The 18,767-nt window shown below is 55.0% G+C and carries 17 protein-coding genes; 10 read left to right on the forward strand and 7 right to left on the reverse strand.

The window, feature by feature from the left end:
* Positions 1-82 precede the first annotated feature (82 nt).
* The 5 genes from CSING_RS04165 to CSING_RS04185 all read left to right on the forward strand — a co-directional run bounded on the left by CSING_RS04165 (position 83) and on the right by CSING_RS04185 (position 5,007).
* Positions 83-439 (forward strand): FKBP-type peptidyl-prolyl cis-trans isomerase, encoded by a 357-nt coding sequence (locus CSING_RS04165; protein ID WP_039674461.1) that lies wholly within the window; start codon positions 83-85, stop codon positions 437-439.
* 184 nt (positions 440-623) lie between these two features.
* Positions 624-1,484, forward strand: coding sequence for an aldo/keto reductase (locus CSING_RS04170; protein WP_042533129.1), 861 nt, complete (start codon positions 624-626; stop codon positions 1,482-1,484).
* Positions 1,485-1,941: 457 nt separating this feature from the next.
* Positions 1,942-2,286, forward strand: a complete 345-nt coding sequence (locus CSING_RS04175; RefSeq protein WP_042529976.1) for a DUF485 domain-containing protein — start codon at positions 1,942-1,944, stop codon at positions 2,284-2,286.
* A 3-nt stretch (positions 2,287-2,289) separates the two neighbouring features.
* The gene (locus tag CSING_RS04180) at positions 2,290-3,936 is read left to right on the forward strand and encodes a solute symporter family protein (RefSeq protein ID WP_042529978.1); all 1,647 of its coding nucleotides are present in this window, start codon (positions 2,290-2,292) and stop codon (positions 3,934-3,936) included.
* A gap of 51 nt (positions 3,937-3,987) precedes the next feature.
* Positions 3,988-5,007 (forward strand): hypothetical protein, encoded by a 1,020-nt coding sequence (locus CSING_RS04185; RefSeq protein ID WP_042529980.1) that lies wholly within the window; start codon positions 3,988-3,990, stop codon positions 5,005-5,007.
* A 7-nt stretch (positions 5,008-5,014) separates the two neighbouring features.
* On the opposite strand, the gene CSING_RS04190 is transcribed toward CSING_RS04185, so the two are convergent.
* Together CSING_RS04190 and CSING_RS04195 are read right to left on the reverse strand one after the other, a co-directional pair.
* Positions 5,015-5,941, reverse strand: a complete 927-nt coding sequence (locus tag CSING_RS04190; protein WP_042529982.1) for a DUF1906 domain-containing protein — start codon at positions 5,939-5,941, stop codon at positions 5,015-5,017.
* Positions 5,942-6,125: 184 nt separating this feature from the next.
* A complete protein-coding gene (locus tag CSING_RS04195) occupies positions 6,126-6,554 on the reverse strand; it encodes an OsmC family protein (RefSeq protein WP_042529984.1) in 429 nt (142 codons plus the stop codon).
* A gap of 138 nt (positions 6,555-6,692) precedes the next feature.
* On the opposite strand from CSING_RS04195, the gene CSING_RS04200 reads away from it, so the two are divergent.
* The 3 genes from CSING_RS04200 to CSING_RS04210 all read left to right on the forward strand — a co-directional run bounded on the left by CSING_RS04200 (position 6,693) and on the right by CSING_RS04210 (position 11,414).
* Positions 6,693-8,930: a LamG-like jellyroll fold domain-containing protein gene (locus CSING_RS04200; protein ID WP_042529986.1), complete on the forward strand. Its 2,238-nt coding sequence runs from the start codon at positions 6,693-6,695 to the stop codon at positions 8,928-8,930.
* Positions 8,931-9,056: 126 nt separating this feature from the next.
* The gene (locus CSING_RS04205; RefSeq protein ID WP_084226162.1) at positions 9,057-10,280 is read left to right on the forward strand and encodes an AlbA family DNA-binding domain-containing protein; all 1,224 of its coding nucleotides are present in this window, start codon (positions 9,057-9,059) and stop codon (positions 10,278-10,280) included.
* Positions 10,281-10,454: 174 nt separating this feature from the next.
* Positions 10,455-11,414 carry a DNA cytosine methyltransferase gene (locus tag CSING_RS04210; RefSeq protein WP_042529990.1) on the forward strand — a complete coding sequence of 320 codons (960 nt, stop codon included), beginning with the start codon at positions 10,455-10,457 and terminating at the stop codon, positions 11,412-11,414.
* On the opposite strand, the gene CSING_RS13250 is transcribed toward CSING_RS04210, so the two are convergent.
* The 5 genes from CSING_RS13250 to CSING_RS04235 form a co-directional block, all read right to left on the reverse strand.
* Positions 11,411-12,169, reverse strand: a complete 759-nt coding sequence (locus tag CSING_RS13250) for an HNH endonuclease (protein ID WP_084226163.1) — start codon at positions 12,167-12,169, stop codon at positions 11,411-11,413. The two genes, CSING_RS04210 and CSING_RS13250, sit on opposite strands and share 4 nt — an antisense overlap.
* Positions 12,170-12,276: 107 nt before the next feature.
* On the reverse strand, positions 12,277-13,425 hold the full coding sequence (locus CSING_RS04220; RefSeq protein ID WP_042529992.1) for a M20 family metallopeptidase: 1,149 nt from the start codon (positions 13,423-13,425) through the stop codon (positions 12,277-12,279).
* A complete protein-coding gene (locus tag CSING_RS04225) occupies positions 13,418-14,086 on the reverse strand; it encodes a DUF1028 domain-containing protein (RefSeq protein WP_042529994.1) in 669 nt (222 codons plus the stop codon). The genes CSING_RS04220 and CSING_RS04225 overlap by 8 nt, the downstream gene beginning before the upstream one ends.
* 86 nt (positions 14,087-14,172) lie before the next feature.
* The gene (locus tag CSING_RS04230; protein ID WP_042529996.1) at positions 14,173-14,586 is read right to left on the reverse strand and encodes a RidA family protein; all 414 of its coding nucleotides are present in this window, start codon (positions 14,584-14,586) and stop codon (positions 14,173-14,175) included.
* 41 nt (positions 14,587-14,627) lie between these two features.
* The gene (locus tag CSING_RS04235; RefSeq protein WP_042529998.1) at positions 14,628-15,881 is read right to left on the reverse strand and encodes a flavin-containing monooxygenase; all 1,254 of its coding nucleotides are present in this window, start codon (positions 15,879-15,881) and stop codon (positions 14,628-14,630) included.
* Positions 15,882-16,111: 230 nt separating this feature from the next.
* On the opposite strand from CSING_RS04235, the gene CSING_RS04240 reads away from it, so the two are divergent.
* Both CSING_RS04240 and CSING_RS04245 read left to right on the forward strand, forming a co-directional pair.
* Positions 16,112-17,023 (forward strand): LysR family transcriptional regulator, encoded by a 912-nt coding sequence (locus tag CSING_RS04240; protein WP_042530000.1) that lies wholly within the window; start codon positions 16,112-16,114, stop codon positions 17,021-17,023.
* Positions 17,024-17,280: 257 nt separating this feature from the next.
* Positions 17,281-18,636, forward strand: a complete 1,356-nt coding sequence (locus tag CSING_RS04245) for an MFS transporter (protein ID WP_042530002.1) — start codon at positions 17,281-17,283, stop codon at positions 18,634-18,636.
* Positions 18,637-18,767 lie beyond the last annotated feature (131 nt).

The raw sequence follows: 18,767 nt of genomic DNA on the forward strand, positions 1-18,767 counted from the left end.
GTATACTGGGGGCGATGTGGCTCGGCCTTAAGTATTTGCAGCCACCAAAGAAGAAAAATTTATCCAAGGAGGAGATCCCCCAATGGACAAGCCCGTAATCGAGCCGGCAACGGAGCCCGCTCCCCAAGACCTTGTCATTGAAGACATCGTGGTGGGTGACGGTGCCGAGGCCCAGCCGGGCGGCTTCGTTGAGGTCCACTACGTTGGCGTTGACTACGAGACGAACCAGGAGTTCGATTCTTCGTGGGGCCGCGGTCAGTCGATCGAGTTCCCGCTGACCGGCCTCATCGCCGGTTGGCAGGAAGGTATCCCGGGTATGAAGGTGGGTGGCCGCCGTAAGCTTGTCATCCCGCCGGAGAAGGCCTATGGACCTGCCGGTGGCGCACACCCGCTGTCTGGCCGCACCCTGACCTTCGTCATTGACCTGATTCGCGCCTAAACCGCGCACACGAGGGTACGTGCCCCGCCTCTTTCTCCCCAGTGCCGTGATAGGCGCTGAGGGGGAAATGGGCGGGGCATACGGCGTATATGGGGATGGTAAGAACGGTGTCCCCAAAAATCGGGGGACACGATAGGTGTGTGATTGCGCTCGGCGGCCCCACGGTGTGCCGCAGTGGGGCACAATGGGGGACATGAGTGTCCCACAAACCACGTTTAATGATGACCGCGAGATGCCGTTGCTGGGTCTCGGAACCTACAAACTGCGCGGTGAGGATCTCACCCGCTGCGTGCGCGAGGCTATCGAGCTGGGCTACCGCCACTTTGATACAGCAACTCTCTATGAGAATGAGACGGAGCTAGGTCACGCTTTGGCCGACGCCATGAAGGCCGGTGACGTCACTCGTGATGAGCTCTTCATCACCAGCAAGGTCTGGCATGACCACCACGGCAAAGGCAAGGTGGACTTGGCTTTCCGTGAGTCTCTGGACAAGCTGCAGCTGGACTACCTTGACCTGTACCTTATCCACTGGCCCTGGCCACAGGGAGGGCTCTACGTGGAGACATTCGAGGAAATGGCTCGTTTGCAGGGCATGGGGCAGATTGCCTCCATTGGTGTGGCAAACTTCTACGAGGAGACCCTCCAGGAGCTCATGGCAAAGACTGGCATCGTGCCTGTTCTGAACCAGGTGGAGCTGCACCCGGGCTTTACGCAGCCGGGGCTGCGGGAATTCCACGACAATCACGACATTGTCACAGAGGCCTGGTCGCCGCTGGCGCGCGGTGTCATCCTCAACAACCCCGAGGTTGCCGCCGTTGCAGAGAAGCACGGCATCACTCCTGGGCAGGCGGTGCTGGCTTATCTGATGGCGAAGGGGATTTCTGTCATCCCGAAGTCCAGCCGTCGCGAGCGCCTTGAGGAGAATTTCGCGGCTGCCACGATCGAATTGACCCGCGAGGACATCGAGGTTCTTGATTCCCTTGACGGCCGTGAGGGATTTGGACGCATGTTCAAGGATCCGCGCGAGTTCCCCGGAGCTGAGTAACCCCGCGCATACTGAGACAAGCTAGCCCGTCTTTCTTCACGTCACGTCGCCCGATTCTCCCGCCAGTGCTGGGGGAGGGGGAGGCTCGGGAAGTGGAGGAAGGCGGGTTTCGCTGTGTCCAATCACGCAACGGGGAGAGGCGTTGGGCAATGAAGTGACGATTTCTCTTCGCACGTTGTTAAGTCGTCGGCTAGAACTCTGCTAACTTTTGGTTCGCTAAATTAGATTTGAGCGGGCGGTGAATTAGCGGGGGTGCCAAGAATCGGGGGATAGGTGCATGTTGTAGTGCATCGCGGGGGTGGCTGATGTTAAGGTGGGCAACTTTTCTTGGCAGGATTTACAACCTTGCAGAGTCTGTTCGGTAACTTACAGATCAAGACAAAACGTGACCGAGGGCACTGTCCCTCATTCCCGGTGGACGTTTTGTGCAGAAATAATTTCCACAAAGGAGAGCGACATGACTGATGCACCTGCCTCGCTTAACTCGCGCCGCGAACCTACGCCGCAAGAGTTTATTGCCATGCGGGATAGCCCCCAGTTCAGCAAACTGCGCGGAACCTACCGCAAGTTCACTTTCCCCATGACCGTGGCCTTCTTTCTGTGGTACGTCCTGTACGTACTTGCAGCCGTGTTTGCGCCGGAGTTCATGGGAACTGAAATTGGTGGCGGCTGGAACATTGGCCTTGTATTCGGCTTGGCTCAGTTTCTGACCACCTTCGTCATTACGTACATCTACGTCAATTACGCCAACAAGAACATTGAGCCGCAGTCAGCGGCCATTCGCCAGGAACTGGAGGGCTAAACAATGCAGACCTTTACTGTCGCCGCAGCGGAATCCTCCGCCGGCAATCCGATTCTGAACATCGGCGTTTTCGCCGCCTTCTTGGTTATCACCATGTACGTGGTGCTTCGTGCCGGAAAGTCCACCAAAGAAGCGTCGGACTTCTATACCGGTGGCGGTAGCTTCTCCGGCCGTCAGAACGGCCTTGCTATCTCCGGTGACTACCTCTCCGCGGCATCCTTCCTTGGAATCGTTGGTGCCGTAGCACTGAACGGATATGACGGCTTCCTGTACTCGGTCGGCTTCTTCGTCGCCTGGCTCGTAGCTCTTATGCTCGTGGCGGAGCCGATGCGTAACGTCGGCCGCTTCACCATGGCAGACGTGTTGTCCTTCCGCCTTAAGCAGCGCCCGGTCCGCGTGGCAGCAGCCATCTCGACCTTGTTTGTGTCGCTGTTCTACCTCATCGCGCAGATGGCCGGTGCAGGTTCCCTCGTGGCCGTGCTGCTGAATATCCACGATTTCAAGTGGCAGGCAGTCGTGGTCGGCATCGTGGGAATCCTCATGATCGTTTACGTTCTCATCGGTGGCATGAAGGGCACCACCTACGTGCAGATGATCAAGGCCGTGCTTCTGGTGACCGGTGTGGTCATCATGTGCATTCTGACCTTCGTCATGCTCAAAGGTGGCTTTAGCACGCTCTTTAGCCAGGCTATTGATATGCACGCTAACTCCGCTGCGATCAAGGAGGGCGGCTATGAGGCCTCCCAGATTATGGAGCCGGGTCTGAAGTATGGCAAGAACCTGACCACCAAGCTTGACTTTATCTCCCTGGGTATTGCGCTCGTTCTGGGCGTTGGCGGTCTGCCGCACGTTCTCATGCGTTTCTACACGGTGCCGACTGCCACCGAGGCTCGCCGCTCCGTTACGTGGGCCATCGTTATTATCGGTGCCTTCTACCTCATGACCCTGGTTCTGGGCTACGGTGCTGCCGCTTTGGTTGGTCCGGACCGCATCCTCGCTGCGCCGGGTGGTGCAAACTCTGCGGCGCCGTTGCTAGCACTGGAAATCGGCGGTTCCATCTTCATGGCGGTTATCTCCGCGGTGGCGTTTGCTACAGTCCTTGCCGTTGTGGCAGGCCTGGCCATTACCGCGTCCGCGTCTATCGCGCACGATGTCTACCACTCTGTCATCCGCAACGGCGAGTCCACCGAGGCCGAGCAAGTCCGCGTCTCCCAGATCACCGTGGTTATTCTCGGTATAGCGTCCATCATCCTGGGTATTCTCGCCATGACTCAGAACGTCGCCTTCCTGGTGTCCCTGGCCTTCGCCGTTGCCGCCTCTGCGAACTTGCCGACTATCCTGTACTCCCTGTACTGGCGTCGTTTCAACACCGCAGGCGCAGTGGCCTCGATGTACACCGGCGTTATCTCGTGTCTGGTGCTCATCTTCCTGTCCCCGGCAGTATCCGGAACTCCGACCTCGATGTTCCCTAACGCTGACTGGTCTATCTTCCCGCTGTCCTCCCCGGGTCTTGTGACCATCCCTTTGGCGTTCTTTGCAGGCTGGATCGTGTCCATCATGACTCCGCCGGACAACCTCGAAGAGCTCTCCGCCGAGATGGAGGTTCGTTCCCTGACCGGTGTCGGCGTTGAGGCTCCGGTTGACCACTAAGACAATAGTGGATCACTACTTCTAGGAGGGAAGCGGGTAAACTCACACTCCGTGTTTAACTCGCAGCCATCGCACAGGGCGGTATCAGCACGAGCTGGTGCCGCCCTTCTGGCGTGCGTACTTGGTGCATCGGTTCTCATCGCTTGCGCGCCGCCGAATGAGCAGGATTCAGACTCAGGTCGTGCTACGAGATCCGCACCTGCGACGCTAGCGCCCGTCTCGCACAGGAAAGGTGCACCGCAGCTGGCTGGCGTTGATGACAGCGTGGGTCAATTCCTCACAGGTGATAAGTCGAAGTCCATTACGTACTACCGCATCGAGACCGGAATGCACATGGGCTCGCCGACAGAGCACCAACCCCGCTATGCGCTGAGCCTGATCAAGCTCTACATCGCCACCTATGTCATCGAGCATGGCTCCTTCGAAGACAAATACCTCGCGTTGGAGATGATTGCTGATTCATCCGACGAGAGCGCCGGGAAGCTTTTTGAGAAATATCCACGGTCTATCGACTCGATTGCCAGGGAGTATGGTCTTACCTCAACCAAGGCAGGGAAGGACTGGGGGCATTCGAAAACGTCGACCTATGACGTGGTCAGATTCATTGTGCAGCTCATGGAGGATGACCCTACCCACCCGGTACTCGTGGCCATGGCTCACGCCGACGAGGTGTCTGCTGACGGATACCAGCAGGATTATGGCACTGCTGCGCTAAGCGACGTCGTCGGTACGAAGTGGGGATGGTCCGACAGTAAGGACCGCCACTCCTCGGTTTCCTTCAGCGAAAATTTCGTCGTTGCCGCATCTATTGAGGGCTCGGCGAGTGAACTTACCTCGTATGTCCGCAAAGAAATCACCGGCAAGAGCCTGGTTAAGGGAAATAATCTGAATAAGGAAGCTCTAGCCAATCCGTCCTTCACCACGTCGACGGTGGCCACTGCTTCGTCGTCTGAAACGACGAAGCCCTCGTCGAGCACTGCGACCACGTCATCGACGACGAAGAAACCAAAGACAAAGAAAAAGGCGACGTCGACAGTCGCGTCAACGTCGCCGTCATCAGACAAAAAGTAACGGAGCCCTAGCCCATCGCCTTGCGTACAGTGTTAAGGACATCGATGGCGCCACGAACCTGGTCATTGCTGACTGAGGAGCCGGCGATGGTGATGCCATTTCCGCCGGCGCTGGAGCCGCGGCCGGTGGGATCGGGCAGGGAGATGTCGGGCAGTGGAGCGTCGTTCGGCACAGCAGGGATGTCTTTGAGATCCGGCAGGGAGAGCGAACCGTCGCCCGGCGTCCACTGGCCCCAGTCGCGGGCGTACACGGTGTTGATATCACACGTGACGCCGTCGATAGTGGCCTGACGTTTAGCTGGCTGGTGGATGGTGGTGCGCGGATGAATCTTGCCGCCCGAACCCCAGTCGTGCATCCAAAAGAACTCACCAATTCCGTCAGCGACGCACCAGTCGATGACGTTGTAATTGCCATACACGCCCGTCTGGTATCCCGCGCCCGTCAGCGCGGTGGAGAAAGCCTCGAGGTAGGGGCGAATCTGATTCTCGTACTGTGCGCGCGTTGGGTTGTCATCGATAGCGATGTAAATCGGGCGGCCGGTCGGTCCTCCTGCGGCCTTATGGATGGCGATAGCCTGCGGGGCGTGGACACCGGCGCCGGCGGCCCCGTTGAGCCAGTCAGCAGTTTCTGCGCGGCCGAACTGATAGATGGAGGCGGTCTTGAGGCCGGCAGCGGCGTTGGCCTTGGTCTCTGCCAAGGTTACGGGCTTGCCCTTCATCCACTGTGCATCAGGGCGGCGTTGGGAAACGTAGCGAATGGCGCCAAGGTGTCCGGCTGCTTTGATGGCGTTGGCTGAAGGGACACCAGCGGAGAAATCAATGATGGTGCCAAGTGCGGGGCCCACTGCGAGGGCGGCGGGGGCTTGGCTGCCAACGGCACCAGCGGCTAGCGCAATGGCGCTGACCTTGAATAGGGAACGACGGGACAGGGACACGGTTTCTCCTCAAGCGGGCTCATGGACGACGGCGCGGGGACAGGGATAGAAAGGCGCCGCATGTCACTACAGTTGACGGTAAAAGAGTATCTGGAAACACTCTAGTCACAATGGTTGAAAATTGCATCACATGTAACTGGAAAAGTAACCCTAGTGGTGTAGCCCAGGACGATAGCCCTTGTGCTTAAGCTTCCTTTGTGCGGAAGGTGACGGTGGTGGGGTTTTCCACCGTGCGGGATACCGTGCAGTCCTTGTCGTGAGAAATGCGCACGAGCCGCTCGATCATCGACTCTGCTTGGCGGCCGGCATCGGTGTCGGGGAAGCGGAGGAAAAACTCCACGTCGACTTCGCTCAGCCGGGAAGCCCCGTCTTCGTTGATGCGGGTGCCGTCCACGTGGACGTCGAAAAGCTCAGGCTCTGCGCGCCGGGAAGTGACCACATCAACGTCGACTGCTGAGCACCCCGCCACGGCTGCCAGCAGCAGCTCGACTGGGCTGAGGAGGCCCTCACCGGTTCCAAACTCGAGGGTGGCGCCGGCGGCATTTGTGGCGCGGTAGTGACCCGTATTGACGCGGGTAACGTCGACGCCGTACTTCTTCGTGATATTGCTCATGAGGGCCATCCTAGCGATTGAGTTCAGTTAAAAATTTATTCATATTGCGGACATGAAGGAGACAACTCGGAATACTATTCTTCAGTCGTCTCTTTCGGCCGATTCATCTCACCCACATTCACTTTGATTGGAAGTACTATGACTACTCGCCGCCTTCTTGGCACCTTGGTCACCGCTTCGGTGGCCGGAACATTCCTCGTGGTCCCGGCTAGCGCCGCCGAGCCAGAAGAAGGAATGGGCTCGCGCTTCAGCATTGGCGTGCTGCCGGATACCCAGTTCTACTCCCGCTACTCCACTCCGGAGACCGGAAACCTTGCTCAGGCCCGCTATGGCAGCGAGCCCTACAAGGCACAGACAGAGTGGCTGGTAAAGAATCAAAAGGCCCTCAATATGGACTTCGCTACCCACCTCGGTGACGTCGTGGACCAAGCGGACATCGATGGCGAGTGGAAGGTCGCGGACGAGGCGATGAAGGTTCTCGATGAGTCGGATCTGAATTATTCCGTTCTGCCGGGCAACCACGACATGATCGATGACAAGTCGGCACACCCGTACAACGACTACTTCAGCGCTAAGCGCGCCAAGGCCGCCAACCCGGAGACCTTCCAGGAGCGCCACACCGCGGTGAACAATGACTCTGAGTACCACATTTTTGAGGCTGAGGGGCAGAAGTACCTGGTCTTGGCGCTGGCCTGGCGCGCGGACGACGAAGCTCTGAAGTGGGCCCAGGGCGTTCTCGATGCGCACCCGGACCTGCCAGTCATCCTCACCAGCCACGAGGTTCTCAACATTGATGGCTCTGGCAAGGTGTTCTACTCCGATGACTACGGCCAGGGTCTGTGGGACAAGTTCATCAAGAAGAATGACCAGATCTTCCTCACCATGGGCGGCCACCACCACGGCGCCGGCTACCGCGTAGACAAGAACGATGCTGGCCACGATGTTATCGGCATTTTGCAGGACTACCAGATGGCGTACCAGGGCGGTAACGGTCTGCTCGGCGTGCTCGAGTTCGATCTTTCCGGCAATGAGCTGGAGATGACCGCACTGTCCCCGTGGGTAGCGCAGAAGCCGGCTAAGGAGCTCACGCAGTTCGACAAGCTCATCCTCGACGGCAAGGGCGATAGCTACCACGTGCCGCTCAACTTCAAGGAGCGCTTCGCGGACTTCGCCCCGGAGTGGACCATCGGCGATGAGAATGACCCCGACCTAGGCCAGAAGGCCCGCGACATCGCTGAGGAAGGCTACACCCCGTACACCATCCCGAAGGACCAGCTGCCGGAAGGCCCGAACGACTACGTCAAGGCTAAAGAAACTGTCTTCCACTGGCGTCCTGGTCAGACCAAGAACAAGGATGGCAAGCAGCTTGCCGAAGGCGATGTGGCCACCGAGGGTGCAGTCATCCCCGATGCCTTCGGTGCCGATGGTGCTGGTGACCTTGTCCGCGAAGGCGGCCCGTCCAACGTGGGCGAGCGCATCACCTACAGCACTGACCACCACCCGCTGTCCTCCGATTCCGGTTCCCTGTACTGGTCTGACCCGGCTGGCAAGGCTTCGATGGCGGAGTTCCGGTCCAAGGAAGGCGCTGCCATCAACAAGGTCGATACCTCCGCGGGCTACACCTTCGAGTCCTTCGTGAAGATTCCGAAGGATTTCAACGGCTCTGAGCACGGCTGGGGAAGTGCGCTGTCTCGTGACTCCAGCATTGCTGAGCTTGTCGACGGCTCCGATGACACCGATCCCACCGTCATGTTCGGCATCTCCAACCTGCGCGAGCTGCGCTGGTGGGCGGAGCCCAAGGAAGGCTCCGGCTCTACTGTCTGGTCCCACGAGGTTCCCACCGATGAATGGATGCACATCGCGGTGGTGAACAAGCCGGATTCCGACACCGTGGAGATGTTCATCAATGGTGCCCCGATCCTGCGCAATGCCAAGGGTGCTGAAGGCCTCCTCCCGCGCGAACTGCAGTGGGTCATGGGTGCTGGCTTTGATAACCGTACGCCGCAGGACCCGTGGTATGGCTGGATTGGTGAGACCCGCCTGACCCAGGGCGTTCTCACCCCGGACCAATGGCTCACCGCTCGCCCGGCTGTGAAGGAGGAAGAGCCGTCCTCTTCTGCGTCTACCTCCCCGTCTGAGTCCACTACCGAACCGACCAAGCCCACTGAGCCGACCAATACGAAGGAGCCTTCCGCAAGCGGTATCGGTGAGGCTTTCTTCGCCGGCTCGAGCAACGGCGCCAAGGTGATTTTCCCGATCGTTGCCGTCATCGCCGTCCTGGGCGGTGCCGCCTATGCCCTCATCCCGACCGTCAACCGCATCTTCGGCCTCAACATCCCGCAGCCGCCGCTGCCGAAGATTCCGGGCCTGAACTAGCGCTCAGCCCTCGATCCTCCGTCCCTCGTCTCACATTGAGGCGGGGGATTTGTTGTGGGTCTGCCAGATGACGATTAATCCTTAGTGACTCGAAAAGACTAGCGAAAACTCTCTATACTTGAGGCTATGTTCACATCGCTTCACCGTGCATTGGGGCTCGGCCCCACTGAAAAGATCACTTCTGAAATGCTCGACAAGTTAGTCGAGTTCGGGGTGGAGGAAGCCTCGGATTTGGACTTTAAAGAGAAAGTTCCCCCCGCCTCCGCTGTAGCTGCCGGTGACATGAAGAAGGATTTGTGTGCCATGGCTAATACGGGAGGTGGAGTGATTGTATACGGCATTCGCGAGAGCAGCGAGAACAAAGATCAAGCGGGAACTCGGAGCTCAGCAGGAAGTACCGGTCCTGAGTTTGAGCAAGCAGTCTTACAACTGGCTTATGGAAGTATCGCTCCGCCACTGAACGGGCTTGAGTTTCACCGAGTGGACGAAGGGCGAGAGAACAACGCTCTCGTTCTTGTGGTACCTGCAAGCAGGCAGGCGCCGCATATGTATTTTGTGGAGAAAAAAGATAAGCGGACCCTTGCGGTCCCAGTCAGGAATGGCGCCTATTCTGAGTGGCTCACCGAGCCGGAAATCGCTCGTTTGTACCGCCAGCGATTTGAAGCACAGGCAAGGGCTGATGAGCAACTTCAGGTACTTTTCGAAAGAACTATTCAGCTCAGAGCAGATGAAGGCTATTGGATGGCGGGCGTTGCCTACCCGACTTCGAGCGCTATTGGGTTCAAACGGGAAGCCACAACTATTGTAAAAGTTGCTCTAGCGGCCAAGGACCACGTAATACGTAAGCAATATGACGGTGGGATAACTCCATTGACAGCTAGTTATCAAAGCTGTCGGCGAGGCTTCAGGAGCTGGAGATTTGCTGAGGACCGCGATTGGGAGAGGCCGGAAACATATGTTGAGTTTCACGACGATGGTGCTATTTCTGTGTTGTGTCGCCTAGATGAAGCGGTGGCAGGATCTGGGACGTCATTAGTTAGCTCGTATAGGCTTGCGGTTGTTGCAGGCGATCTCGTAGCTTTGATGGCCGAGTACTCTCGGCTTACGGGAGTCAGAGGGTACGACGTTAGGATCGGTATGGAGTGGACCGGGGCTAGGCCACTGGAGATCTCTGCTCCTAGGGATATTCGCTTTTTTAGTGAAAAGCCGCTGCCGATCACTCGTTTCATTCCCGTCACTGTAACGGTAGACATCTCGGACCCAGAAACACTGTTAGATTCGGCTCGCTCGTTAGCCCTTGATTGTTTGAATCAAGCTGGAATCACTAGGCTTACGGTCTTTGATAGCTGACATTCTCAGTGGACACCTCTCGGGGGAGCTTGAGAGCCTTTGGCGGCTTCTCGAGTCCTAGGGGCAGTGGCCTGTATGTCTTGCCCCTCCTGTAGCGTGATGGAGACAAAATGAGGCTGGGGCAAGTGTGTAAAGCGAAAAAGCTCAAGCACGCTCTATGAAAGGTAAGAGAAGATGGCTCAACTTTACTCATCGATCGAGGTATGCGCTGGTGCTGGAGGGCAGGCCTTGGGGCTGGAGATGGCGGGCTTCGAGCACGATCTTTTAATTGAGATCGAAAGCTGGTGTACGAAAACGTTGCGTCATAATCGTCCTGAATGGAATGTACTGCAAGCTGATCTCAACGAGTGGGAGCCTGCGCCCGAGCACCACGGTATTGACCTCTTTGCAGGAGGGGTACCTTGTCCTCCATTTAGTGTTGCAGGAAAGCAACTCGGTAAGGAAGACGAGCGTGATCTTTTCATGCGCGCAATCGAACTTGTAGAAATTATTAACCCGCGCGGTGTTTTGCTTGAAAACGTTCGAGGTCTTATGGATCCTAAATTTGAGGAATATCGTAAGGAGATTCTCTCTCGTTTAGAGAAGGCTGGCTACATCGCCGAATGGAAGCTCATAATCGCTTCAGATTATGGAGTTCCGCAGCTTCGTCCGCGGGCGATCTTGATTGCTCTGAGACCTGAGGATTGGGAGCACTTTGAATGGCCGGAGAAGCATCCGGAAGAGGCACCAACAGTTGGAGAAGCAGTAGTTGATCTAATGTCCGCTAACGGTTGGAAAGGGGCAAAGTCTTGGGCCAGAAGTGCGAATAAAATCGCTCCGACGCTTGTTGGCGGTTCAAAGAAGCATGGTGGGCCAGACTTAGGACCAACTCGCGCGCGGAAAGCTTGGCTGGAGATGAATGTCATTGGCACGACTATTGCAGATGAGGCACCAGAGCAAGATTTCAACGGCCAACCGCGGATGACCCCTAAGATGTTGGCGAGGATTCAGGGATTCCCTGATTCTTGGGAAATTACAGGTCGAAAGACCAACGCTTGTCGTCAAATTGGTAACGCTTTTCCGCCGCCCGTAGCTAAGGCAGTTGGTCTTCAAATCCGTAGTGCCTTTGAGGCGACAGATAGCAAAACTAGTTAGCGTTCCTCGACTCTTTCGAGATAATCGAGCACGGCGGTTTGAACAAGCGGTCCACCAAGACGGTACTCATCAAATGCACGGTCCAGATTAGTTCGTGTTCGCTGGCCAGCCCGAATCCAAGAGAGCATTTCTAGGCGATCGGACTTTTTCAAACTCTTAACTTGTTCTACTACGCTTTGGGGATCAGCAGTCGAACCGGTATCTGCTCGTGCTGATTCGTTGCAGACACGGCACTCAGTCTGGAGATTGTCAAGCGTAGCCGTTCCACCATGTGAGTTTGCTCTGATATGGCCAGCGGTTAGAACGACTGTTGAACCGTCATCATACTTTTCACGGGCGGCTCGTCCGCATAGAACACAGCGCCCGCCGTCACGTTCGAAAACCTGCCGACGTAGTTTCGCAGAAATGGAGTCTCGGCTTGGGCGAGGTCCTTCTCCGGGCCACCAGCCGTACTTTTCAAGGATGCAATCCTCGCCAAGGCTCGGTTCCTCCTTGGCTGAAAGGTACTCCCAACCGTAGTCGCGAAGTTCTCGTTGCCTTCGCTGTGCGTGTTCATTCTTGATGTTGAGCGTCTCTCTGAGCTGACGCGTAGTAAACCGGCCTCCTAGTTCGACGTTCCAACGAAGCCAGGATGCCATTCTTGGAACTGCTCCGGTCGTACCGCGCTGTTTAGACTCCCACCACAGTTCGCCATCTGGTGCAAAAGCTTCGATGGGGTAATTCTTTTTTCCGGGAACGAAGTCGAAATCAGCCATAATTCGAATCTACACTCGCTAGATAATTGCCATCGGCAATTTCGGAAGGCCTTTAATCTAAGAGGACAGCTAGCTCAATAACTTGTTCTAACGCTTTGGAAATGCAATTAGCCGGAATGCTCCTTCAGCCAATCCAGGGCGACATCAATTCCTGTCCACGCAAGAGCAGTGGCACCATCCGAAAGCGTTTGGTTAGCGACTTCGCCTACGCATGCATCGGCGAAAGCCTCTTGGTGGTTCAAAACAGGATAAGAACCCACACCGATATAAGGGTGTATTGCCCTAGTTATATTGGAGACGTTAGCAAAATCAGTTGAGGCTTGACTCATTAATGTTTCAGGGCCATCTGTACGCAATTCACGTCCAAGGAGAAGGGCATTTTTCTCGTAGTATCCGAGGCCAGCCTCATCAGTAACGAAGTCGGAATACGGTTTCGACTCATCGATGATGGAGACTTCGCAACCGGTGGCAAGAGCCCCAGCTTTGAAACAGTTGATTACTTTTTGGGACGTAGCCTCCAGTTCTTCCATCGTTGACGCTCGTACGTACCAGCGCCCTTGTGTGCGGTGAGGAATAGCGTTTGGAGCATCACCACCTTTAGTGACAATCCCGTGCACACGCACAGTCGGGGGAAGCTGCTGCCGTAGTAAACCAATGGCAACTTCTGAGATTGTAAAAGCATCGGCAGCGTTGACGCCTTGGGTTGGGTAGGAAGCCGCATGTGACGCATGGCCAGTGAAATTTACTTCCCAATGCAGAACGGCGAATGGCTTAGCCCTTACGACATCAACGGGGGCGGGGTGCGACATCATTGCAAAGTGCAGCCCATCGAAAGCGCCGCGGTCTAGCATCTCAACCTTCCCGCCCTTTCCTTCTTCTGCTGGAGTTCCGAAAATCTCTACTGAGAGATCCAGTTCTTCCGCGACCTCGGAAAGAGCGATACCAGCCCCGAGAGACATGGCAGCAATCAGATTATGGCCGCAGGCATGCCCAATACCTGGCAGTGCGTCGTATTCCGCCATGATCCCAATTCGCTTAGAACCCGAGCCTTTCACTGCATGAAATGATGTAGGGATTGCTACGTAATTCTCTTCAACATCAAAGCCACGTGAACGCAAGAAGTTTGCACATCGTTTAGATGACTCAACCTCCTCCCAAGCGATCTCGGGATTTTCATGAAGCCATTCAGAAAGCTCGATGAGAGCACTCAACTCCTTGTGGATAGCTTCGCGCGCCCTCTCTTTATACTTATTCATCGCCAGGCACCCCATAGGAAGGAGCGGTGTGCGGTGATTTTCCGCGCGTCACGTAGTCATCGCGTTGGGGCATCCAAATTTCGAGTAGCTTCTCGAGTTCAGCAATCGGCGAATCAGACCAGTCCACCCGCAGGTCAGTTTCTATCCACCCAGCGTCACGAACGACGCCTAAACCAGCAGACTGAACTGGGCCAGCTTCACCACCGGCCTCCAGGCCAGCGATCATCGTTTCAAGCAAACGGTGCTCGAGTTCACCGCTAGTGCTTTCAAATCGGCGAAGCATCGCGTCGATAACCTTTTCCGATGCGAGCATATTTCCGGCAATTACACAGTTATCGCCGACAACCTGGTTGTGCGTACCAAGCGTGTGGACTCCAGAGTGAGAGAAACCTGGACCCTTCGCTGGAAGAATCGTAATTTGTCGGTAATCCAGCGTGGAGTCATTCTCCTTGAGCCAGTCAAACGCCTCTTGAGCTGAACTGCCATTTTCGAGTCGCCCCAAAAGTACCGGACCGAACCGTGGATCGGTGATGTTTTGGGATGACACCGCACCGATTTCGCTACGAAGGTTGAGGCAGCGAGCAGCGACTGCGGGTGAAGAAGACGAAACAGCTTGGCCAATGGCACCTGAGCTGTCGCGAGCAATGATTGAAAAAGTCATAAGCCTTCCAATGCTTGGGGAGCCTTATACGGATGGACAGTGAGAAGTGTCGACACCCCTGTAGGGCTCAGAATGGTTATCGAAATCTAGTTGTTATCTAGAACGGCCGTCGCATCAATTTCGACGAGCCATTCCGGGCGAGCCAGTGCATCAACTACAAGTCCTGTAGAAACGGGGTACACGCCCTTCAGCCACCTACCCATTACGTTGTAAACGGCTTCGCGGTAGCGAATGTCTGTCAGATAGACGGTGACCTTTACGATGTTCTCGAGACTTCCGCCTGCTTCTTTCATAAGCATGTCGATGTTTGCCATTGCCTTTTCGGCCTGTGCCTCGACGTCACCGATGCCGACAGATTCGCGAGAGTCTAGATCTTGGCCAATCTGGCCACGGAGGAAGACAATGTTATTAGCGACCACTGCTTGGCAAAGATCATTGGAGAGATTTTGTTCTGGGTATGTGTCCTTCGTATTGAAGGGACGGATACGAGTGAACTTCATGGTGAAGCCTTTCGGTAGTTGGGATGATGAACGTGAGGGACTCAGTCTTCGGGGTGACGGTAATCGCGGTAGTTGCGCTGAATGTTGATTTGATCTGCGACAAACTTGGCGTCGTGCCAGCAGCCCCAAATAAACGACGAGCCACGACGTGACTGCCACGGCAGTCCGACGAAGTAAACACCGTGCGCAGTAGAGACTCCACGGTTGTGAATCGGAGTACCTTGGCTATCGACAGCGTTTTCTACGTCGAGCCAGGCGTAATCTCTCCCATATCCGGTGGCCCAAAGGATGCTATTCACACCATTGGCCTTCAGTTCGAGCTCTTGTAGCGGATTTACTACGCATTCAGGATCAGGTCCCAAAGTGTGGGCCTCGGGTTCTTCGGGGAGATCTAGCCCATTCTGTTCAATGAATGCGTCTGCCTCTCGAAGGAGTGAGAGATAGTTTTCGTCTCCCTCATGGATATTGCGTGCGAGGTCTGCAGCAAATTTCATGCGACCGTTTTCATACGGTCCGGCGCGTCCTACGAGCGTGATTCCTTTAGCTGCGAGATCTCGGAAATCCACGGTGTGACCGCCCTTGGCACCGGTAACTGAGATAGTGACATGTTCAGCGCCTTCTGCTGGTGTTGCCATATCCCACTTATCTAAGACGCCGAGCCAGTAGACAAAATCGCGGTTTCGATACCGACGAGGAGGACGATCGTGAGGACCTACGGCAAGGTAGACCTCCCGGCCCGCGTCGCGGAGCTCGTCTGCAATCTGAACGCCGGAAGACCCCGCACCAACAACGAGTACCCCGCCTTCGGGAAGATCTCCTGGGTTGTGGTAGTCGGATGAGTGGATTTGGAAGATTTCTTCTTGTGGGACTACGGCAGGGATTGCGGGGACCTGAAATGCTCCAGTGGCGGCAACGACAAAGTCACAGTCATACGTGTCCTCGGAAGTTTCCACAATGAATCCGTGACCGCCATCCTTGCGAGTCACTTTCCTGACGGTTATTCCCTCTTTAACCGGTAGATCGAAAAGCTTGGTGTATTTCACCATGTAGTCAGCGACTTCTTCTTTAGGGACGAAGCGTTCTTGGTCTCCCTCGAACTTCAACCCTGGGAAACGATCGTGCCAAGCGGGGCCATTTGCAACGAGAGAGTCCCATCGTTCCGAGCGCCAGCGAGAAGCGATTTTGTCTCGTTCAAGGACGATGTGGTCGATCCTGTAGGAGCGAAGATGTTCGCTAGTTGCAATACCAGCTTGGCCAGCGCCGATAATGACGACTTCCTTTTTGATGTGAGGCATACAAAACTCCAAATGTCGGAAAATGAGGCTGGATCACGGTCGTAAAGGTAAAGTGCGGCACACTGTCTAGAAAGTGTGATCCAGATATCAATAGTCTGTTGTGGGGGTGCGAGTTAAAGCAAGTACCTTCTACGTACAAAGATCATCAATTATTCTGATAATAGGCATGACCTGTATTTTTTGCGGTGGAGAGTGCGGTTTTGGGTATTTGATGGGTAAAGGAGCAGACAGTGGCAAAGACTGAATCGGCGATAACGCTGACGCAAATGCGTTACTTTGTGCGGGTGGCTGAGCTGAGGTCGATGAGCGCAGCTGCAGATGAGCTTTTTGTAGCTCCGTCCGCAGTGTCAATGGCTATCTCACAGCTTGAGCAGGCTGTTGGATGTCAGCTTCTGATGCGACGTCGTTCAAAGGGGGTTGCCCTTACGGATCAGGGGCGAATTTTCTATCCGCATTGCCTAAGGGTTCTAACGGGGGTTAAGGACGCGGTTGATAGTGTGCGGACGGGTGCTTTGGGGGGACGGTTGACGGCTGGATGCTTTACGACTCTCGCGCAGTTTTGGATTCCGGATATTGTAGAAGGAATTCATGCGAGCCATCCAGGGGTGGATGTTGATATTTGGGAATGTGATGCGGACCAGTTGGAGGACGCATTGTCACAGCGGAAAATTGAGGCTGCCCTTGCATATGACTTCGATTATGGCCGAGAGATTGAATTTGTCCCAATGGGCACAGCACCTCTTTATGCAGTTTTTGGAGATGGTCACCGGTTCGCTCATGCGGAAAAGGTGGAATTGTCCTCGTTGGCGTCTGATCCCCTAGTGCTGTTGGACTTGGGGAAATCCTCAAACTATTTCTTGTCTGTGTTTCGTGAGGCAGGGGTTGAACCGCTGGTGAGTTATAGATTCGAGAGCTTTGAGATTGTTAGATCTATGGTTGCAAGGGGTTATGGGTATTCCGTGCTTAATCAGTCGCCGGTGCATGACCTGACTAACGAAGGACTGCATTTGAATCGTGTGCCGATAGTTGGGGCGGAGGAGGGGCTTCGGGTCGGGGTAATTAAGCGAAGGGGGGAGAATCTGTCGCTGAGGGCGGAATTGTTTGTTGACACCGTGCGATTGTTGCTGCAGGAGCGTCGATAGTTGCACTACGAAGTGCTCGGAGGGCTAAGTGACCCGGTGGGCCTCTAGGGCTATTTGGCGAAATGGTATTAAGAAAAGTGAAGGGGGTATCAAAAAATACCGATAGACTAAACGTCAGAGTTGCCATACTGTGATCCGTAATACGCGCCAGTGTAAGGCGCATCACGTTGGAAGTATAAATACTGTCTTGTCACTCAGAATTTCAATTGTGGTGTCCAACACAGACCTGGCGGTAGGATCACGCAAAGGATTGGATAATGACGAACTCAATAGATCAAAGAAAGGCTGCGTCACCTCAAGAACTACGGCGCAACACCATTGCCGGGGCAATCGGTGTCCTCGTCCACTGGTTCGACTGGGCAGTTTATGCCTATCTGGCGACTACGATTTCCCACGTATTTTTTCCCTCCGACGATGAAACGGCCAGCCTTCTCTCTGTATTTGCGGTCTTCGCGGTTGCTTTCTTCGTTCGGCCTCTTGGCTCCGTGATATTTGGTCATATTGGCGACACACTCGGGCGAAAGAAAACCCTCTCATTTGTCATCATTACGATGGCTGTGGGAACCCTCATGATCGGACTGATTCCATCCCATGAAACTATCGGTATCTGGGCTCCGATCTTGTTGATTGTCGCCCGGGTGATTCAAGGTATCGCGGCTGGAGGAGAATTCGGTTCTGCCGCATCGTTCCTTTCTGAATACTCGCCGCGCGGAAAACGTGGTTTTGGAACCTCGTGGATTGAATTTGGCTCTGTTATGGGATTCCTTTTGGCTTCCGTGGTGGTGGCCGGAATGCACTTGACGCTTTCCGATGAAGCAATTATGGCTTGGGGATGGCGAGTTCCATTCTTGCTGACTGTCCCTCTGGCAGCAGTAGGCCTTTGGATCAGATTGAAAATTGAAGACACGCCAGAATTTCAAACACTGCAAGAGGAGGATATTGTTCCTGAGGCCCCTCTGAAAGAGGTATTTCAGAAAAACTCCAAGCAGTTTTTCCAAACAATTGGTATTGAGATTTTCATGAATTGCACGTTCTATGTGGTCATGGTTTATCTCATCACTTACCAAGAGACAGTTGCAGGCATTGAACCTGGTGTGGCTTCCATATTGTCTGCGGTCGCTTCGATTGTTGCCGCGGCTATGATTCCACTAGCTGGAATTTGGTCCGACAAAATCGGACGAAAACCGGTATTGTTTACCGCTGCAGCATTGCTTATCGTATTGGCGTTCCCAATGTTCTTGCTTATGAAGCAGGGGACTGCGCTGGCAGGGTTTATCGCTACCTTTGGGCTTGCGGCATCTCTTGCGCTTATTCTTGGTACCCATTCGGCAACCGTATCCGAGCTTTTCCCGACACGTACCCGACAATCAGGCTTATCGATGGCTTATTCAATTGCTGGAGCTTTCTTTGCCGGCACCCTTCCGTACCTGAATACGTGGCTCATCGATGTCACTGGCAACGACATGATTCCGGCATACACGCTAATTGTGGTCGCGATAATTGGCGTGATTACTCTGCTTACAATTCCTGAGACGAAAGGTATTGCTCTCTTGCACGAATCGGACCTGGCTGGCGCAAAGAGGAATAAAAAAGAGGCTCTTCTAGGAGAATGAACTATCAATGATACATCTCGCCCCTAAGCGGGTGTGACTATACTTCCGGTAGAAGATTGCCACGATTGCAGGGTGACAGCAAGCATTTACGGGCCCTGCAATTTTGGCGTTGGAAGAAAGGTATTCGTTGG

The sequence above is a fragment of the Corynebacterium singulare genome, assembly GCF_000833575.1.
In the GTDB taxonomy this organism is placed as follows: Bacteria; Actinomycetota; Actinomycetes; order Mycobacteriales; family Mycobacteriaceae; genus Corynebacterium; species Corynebacterium singulare.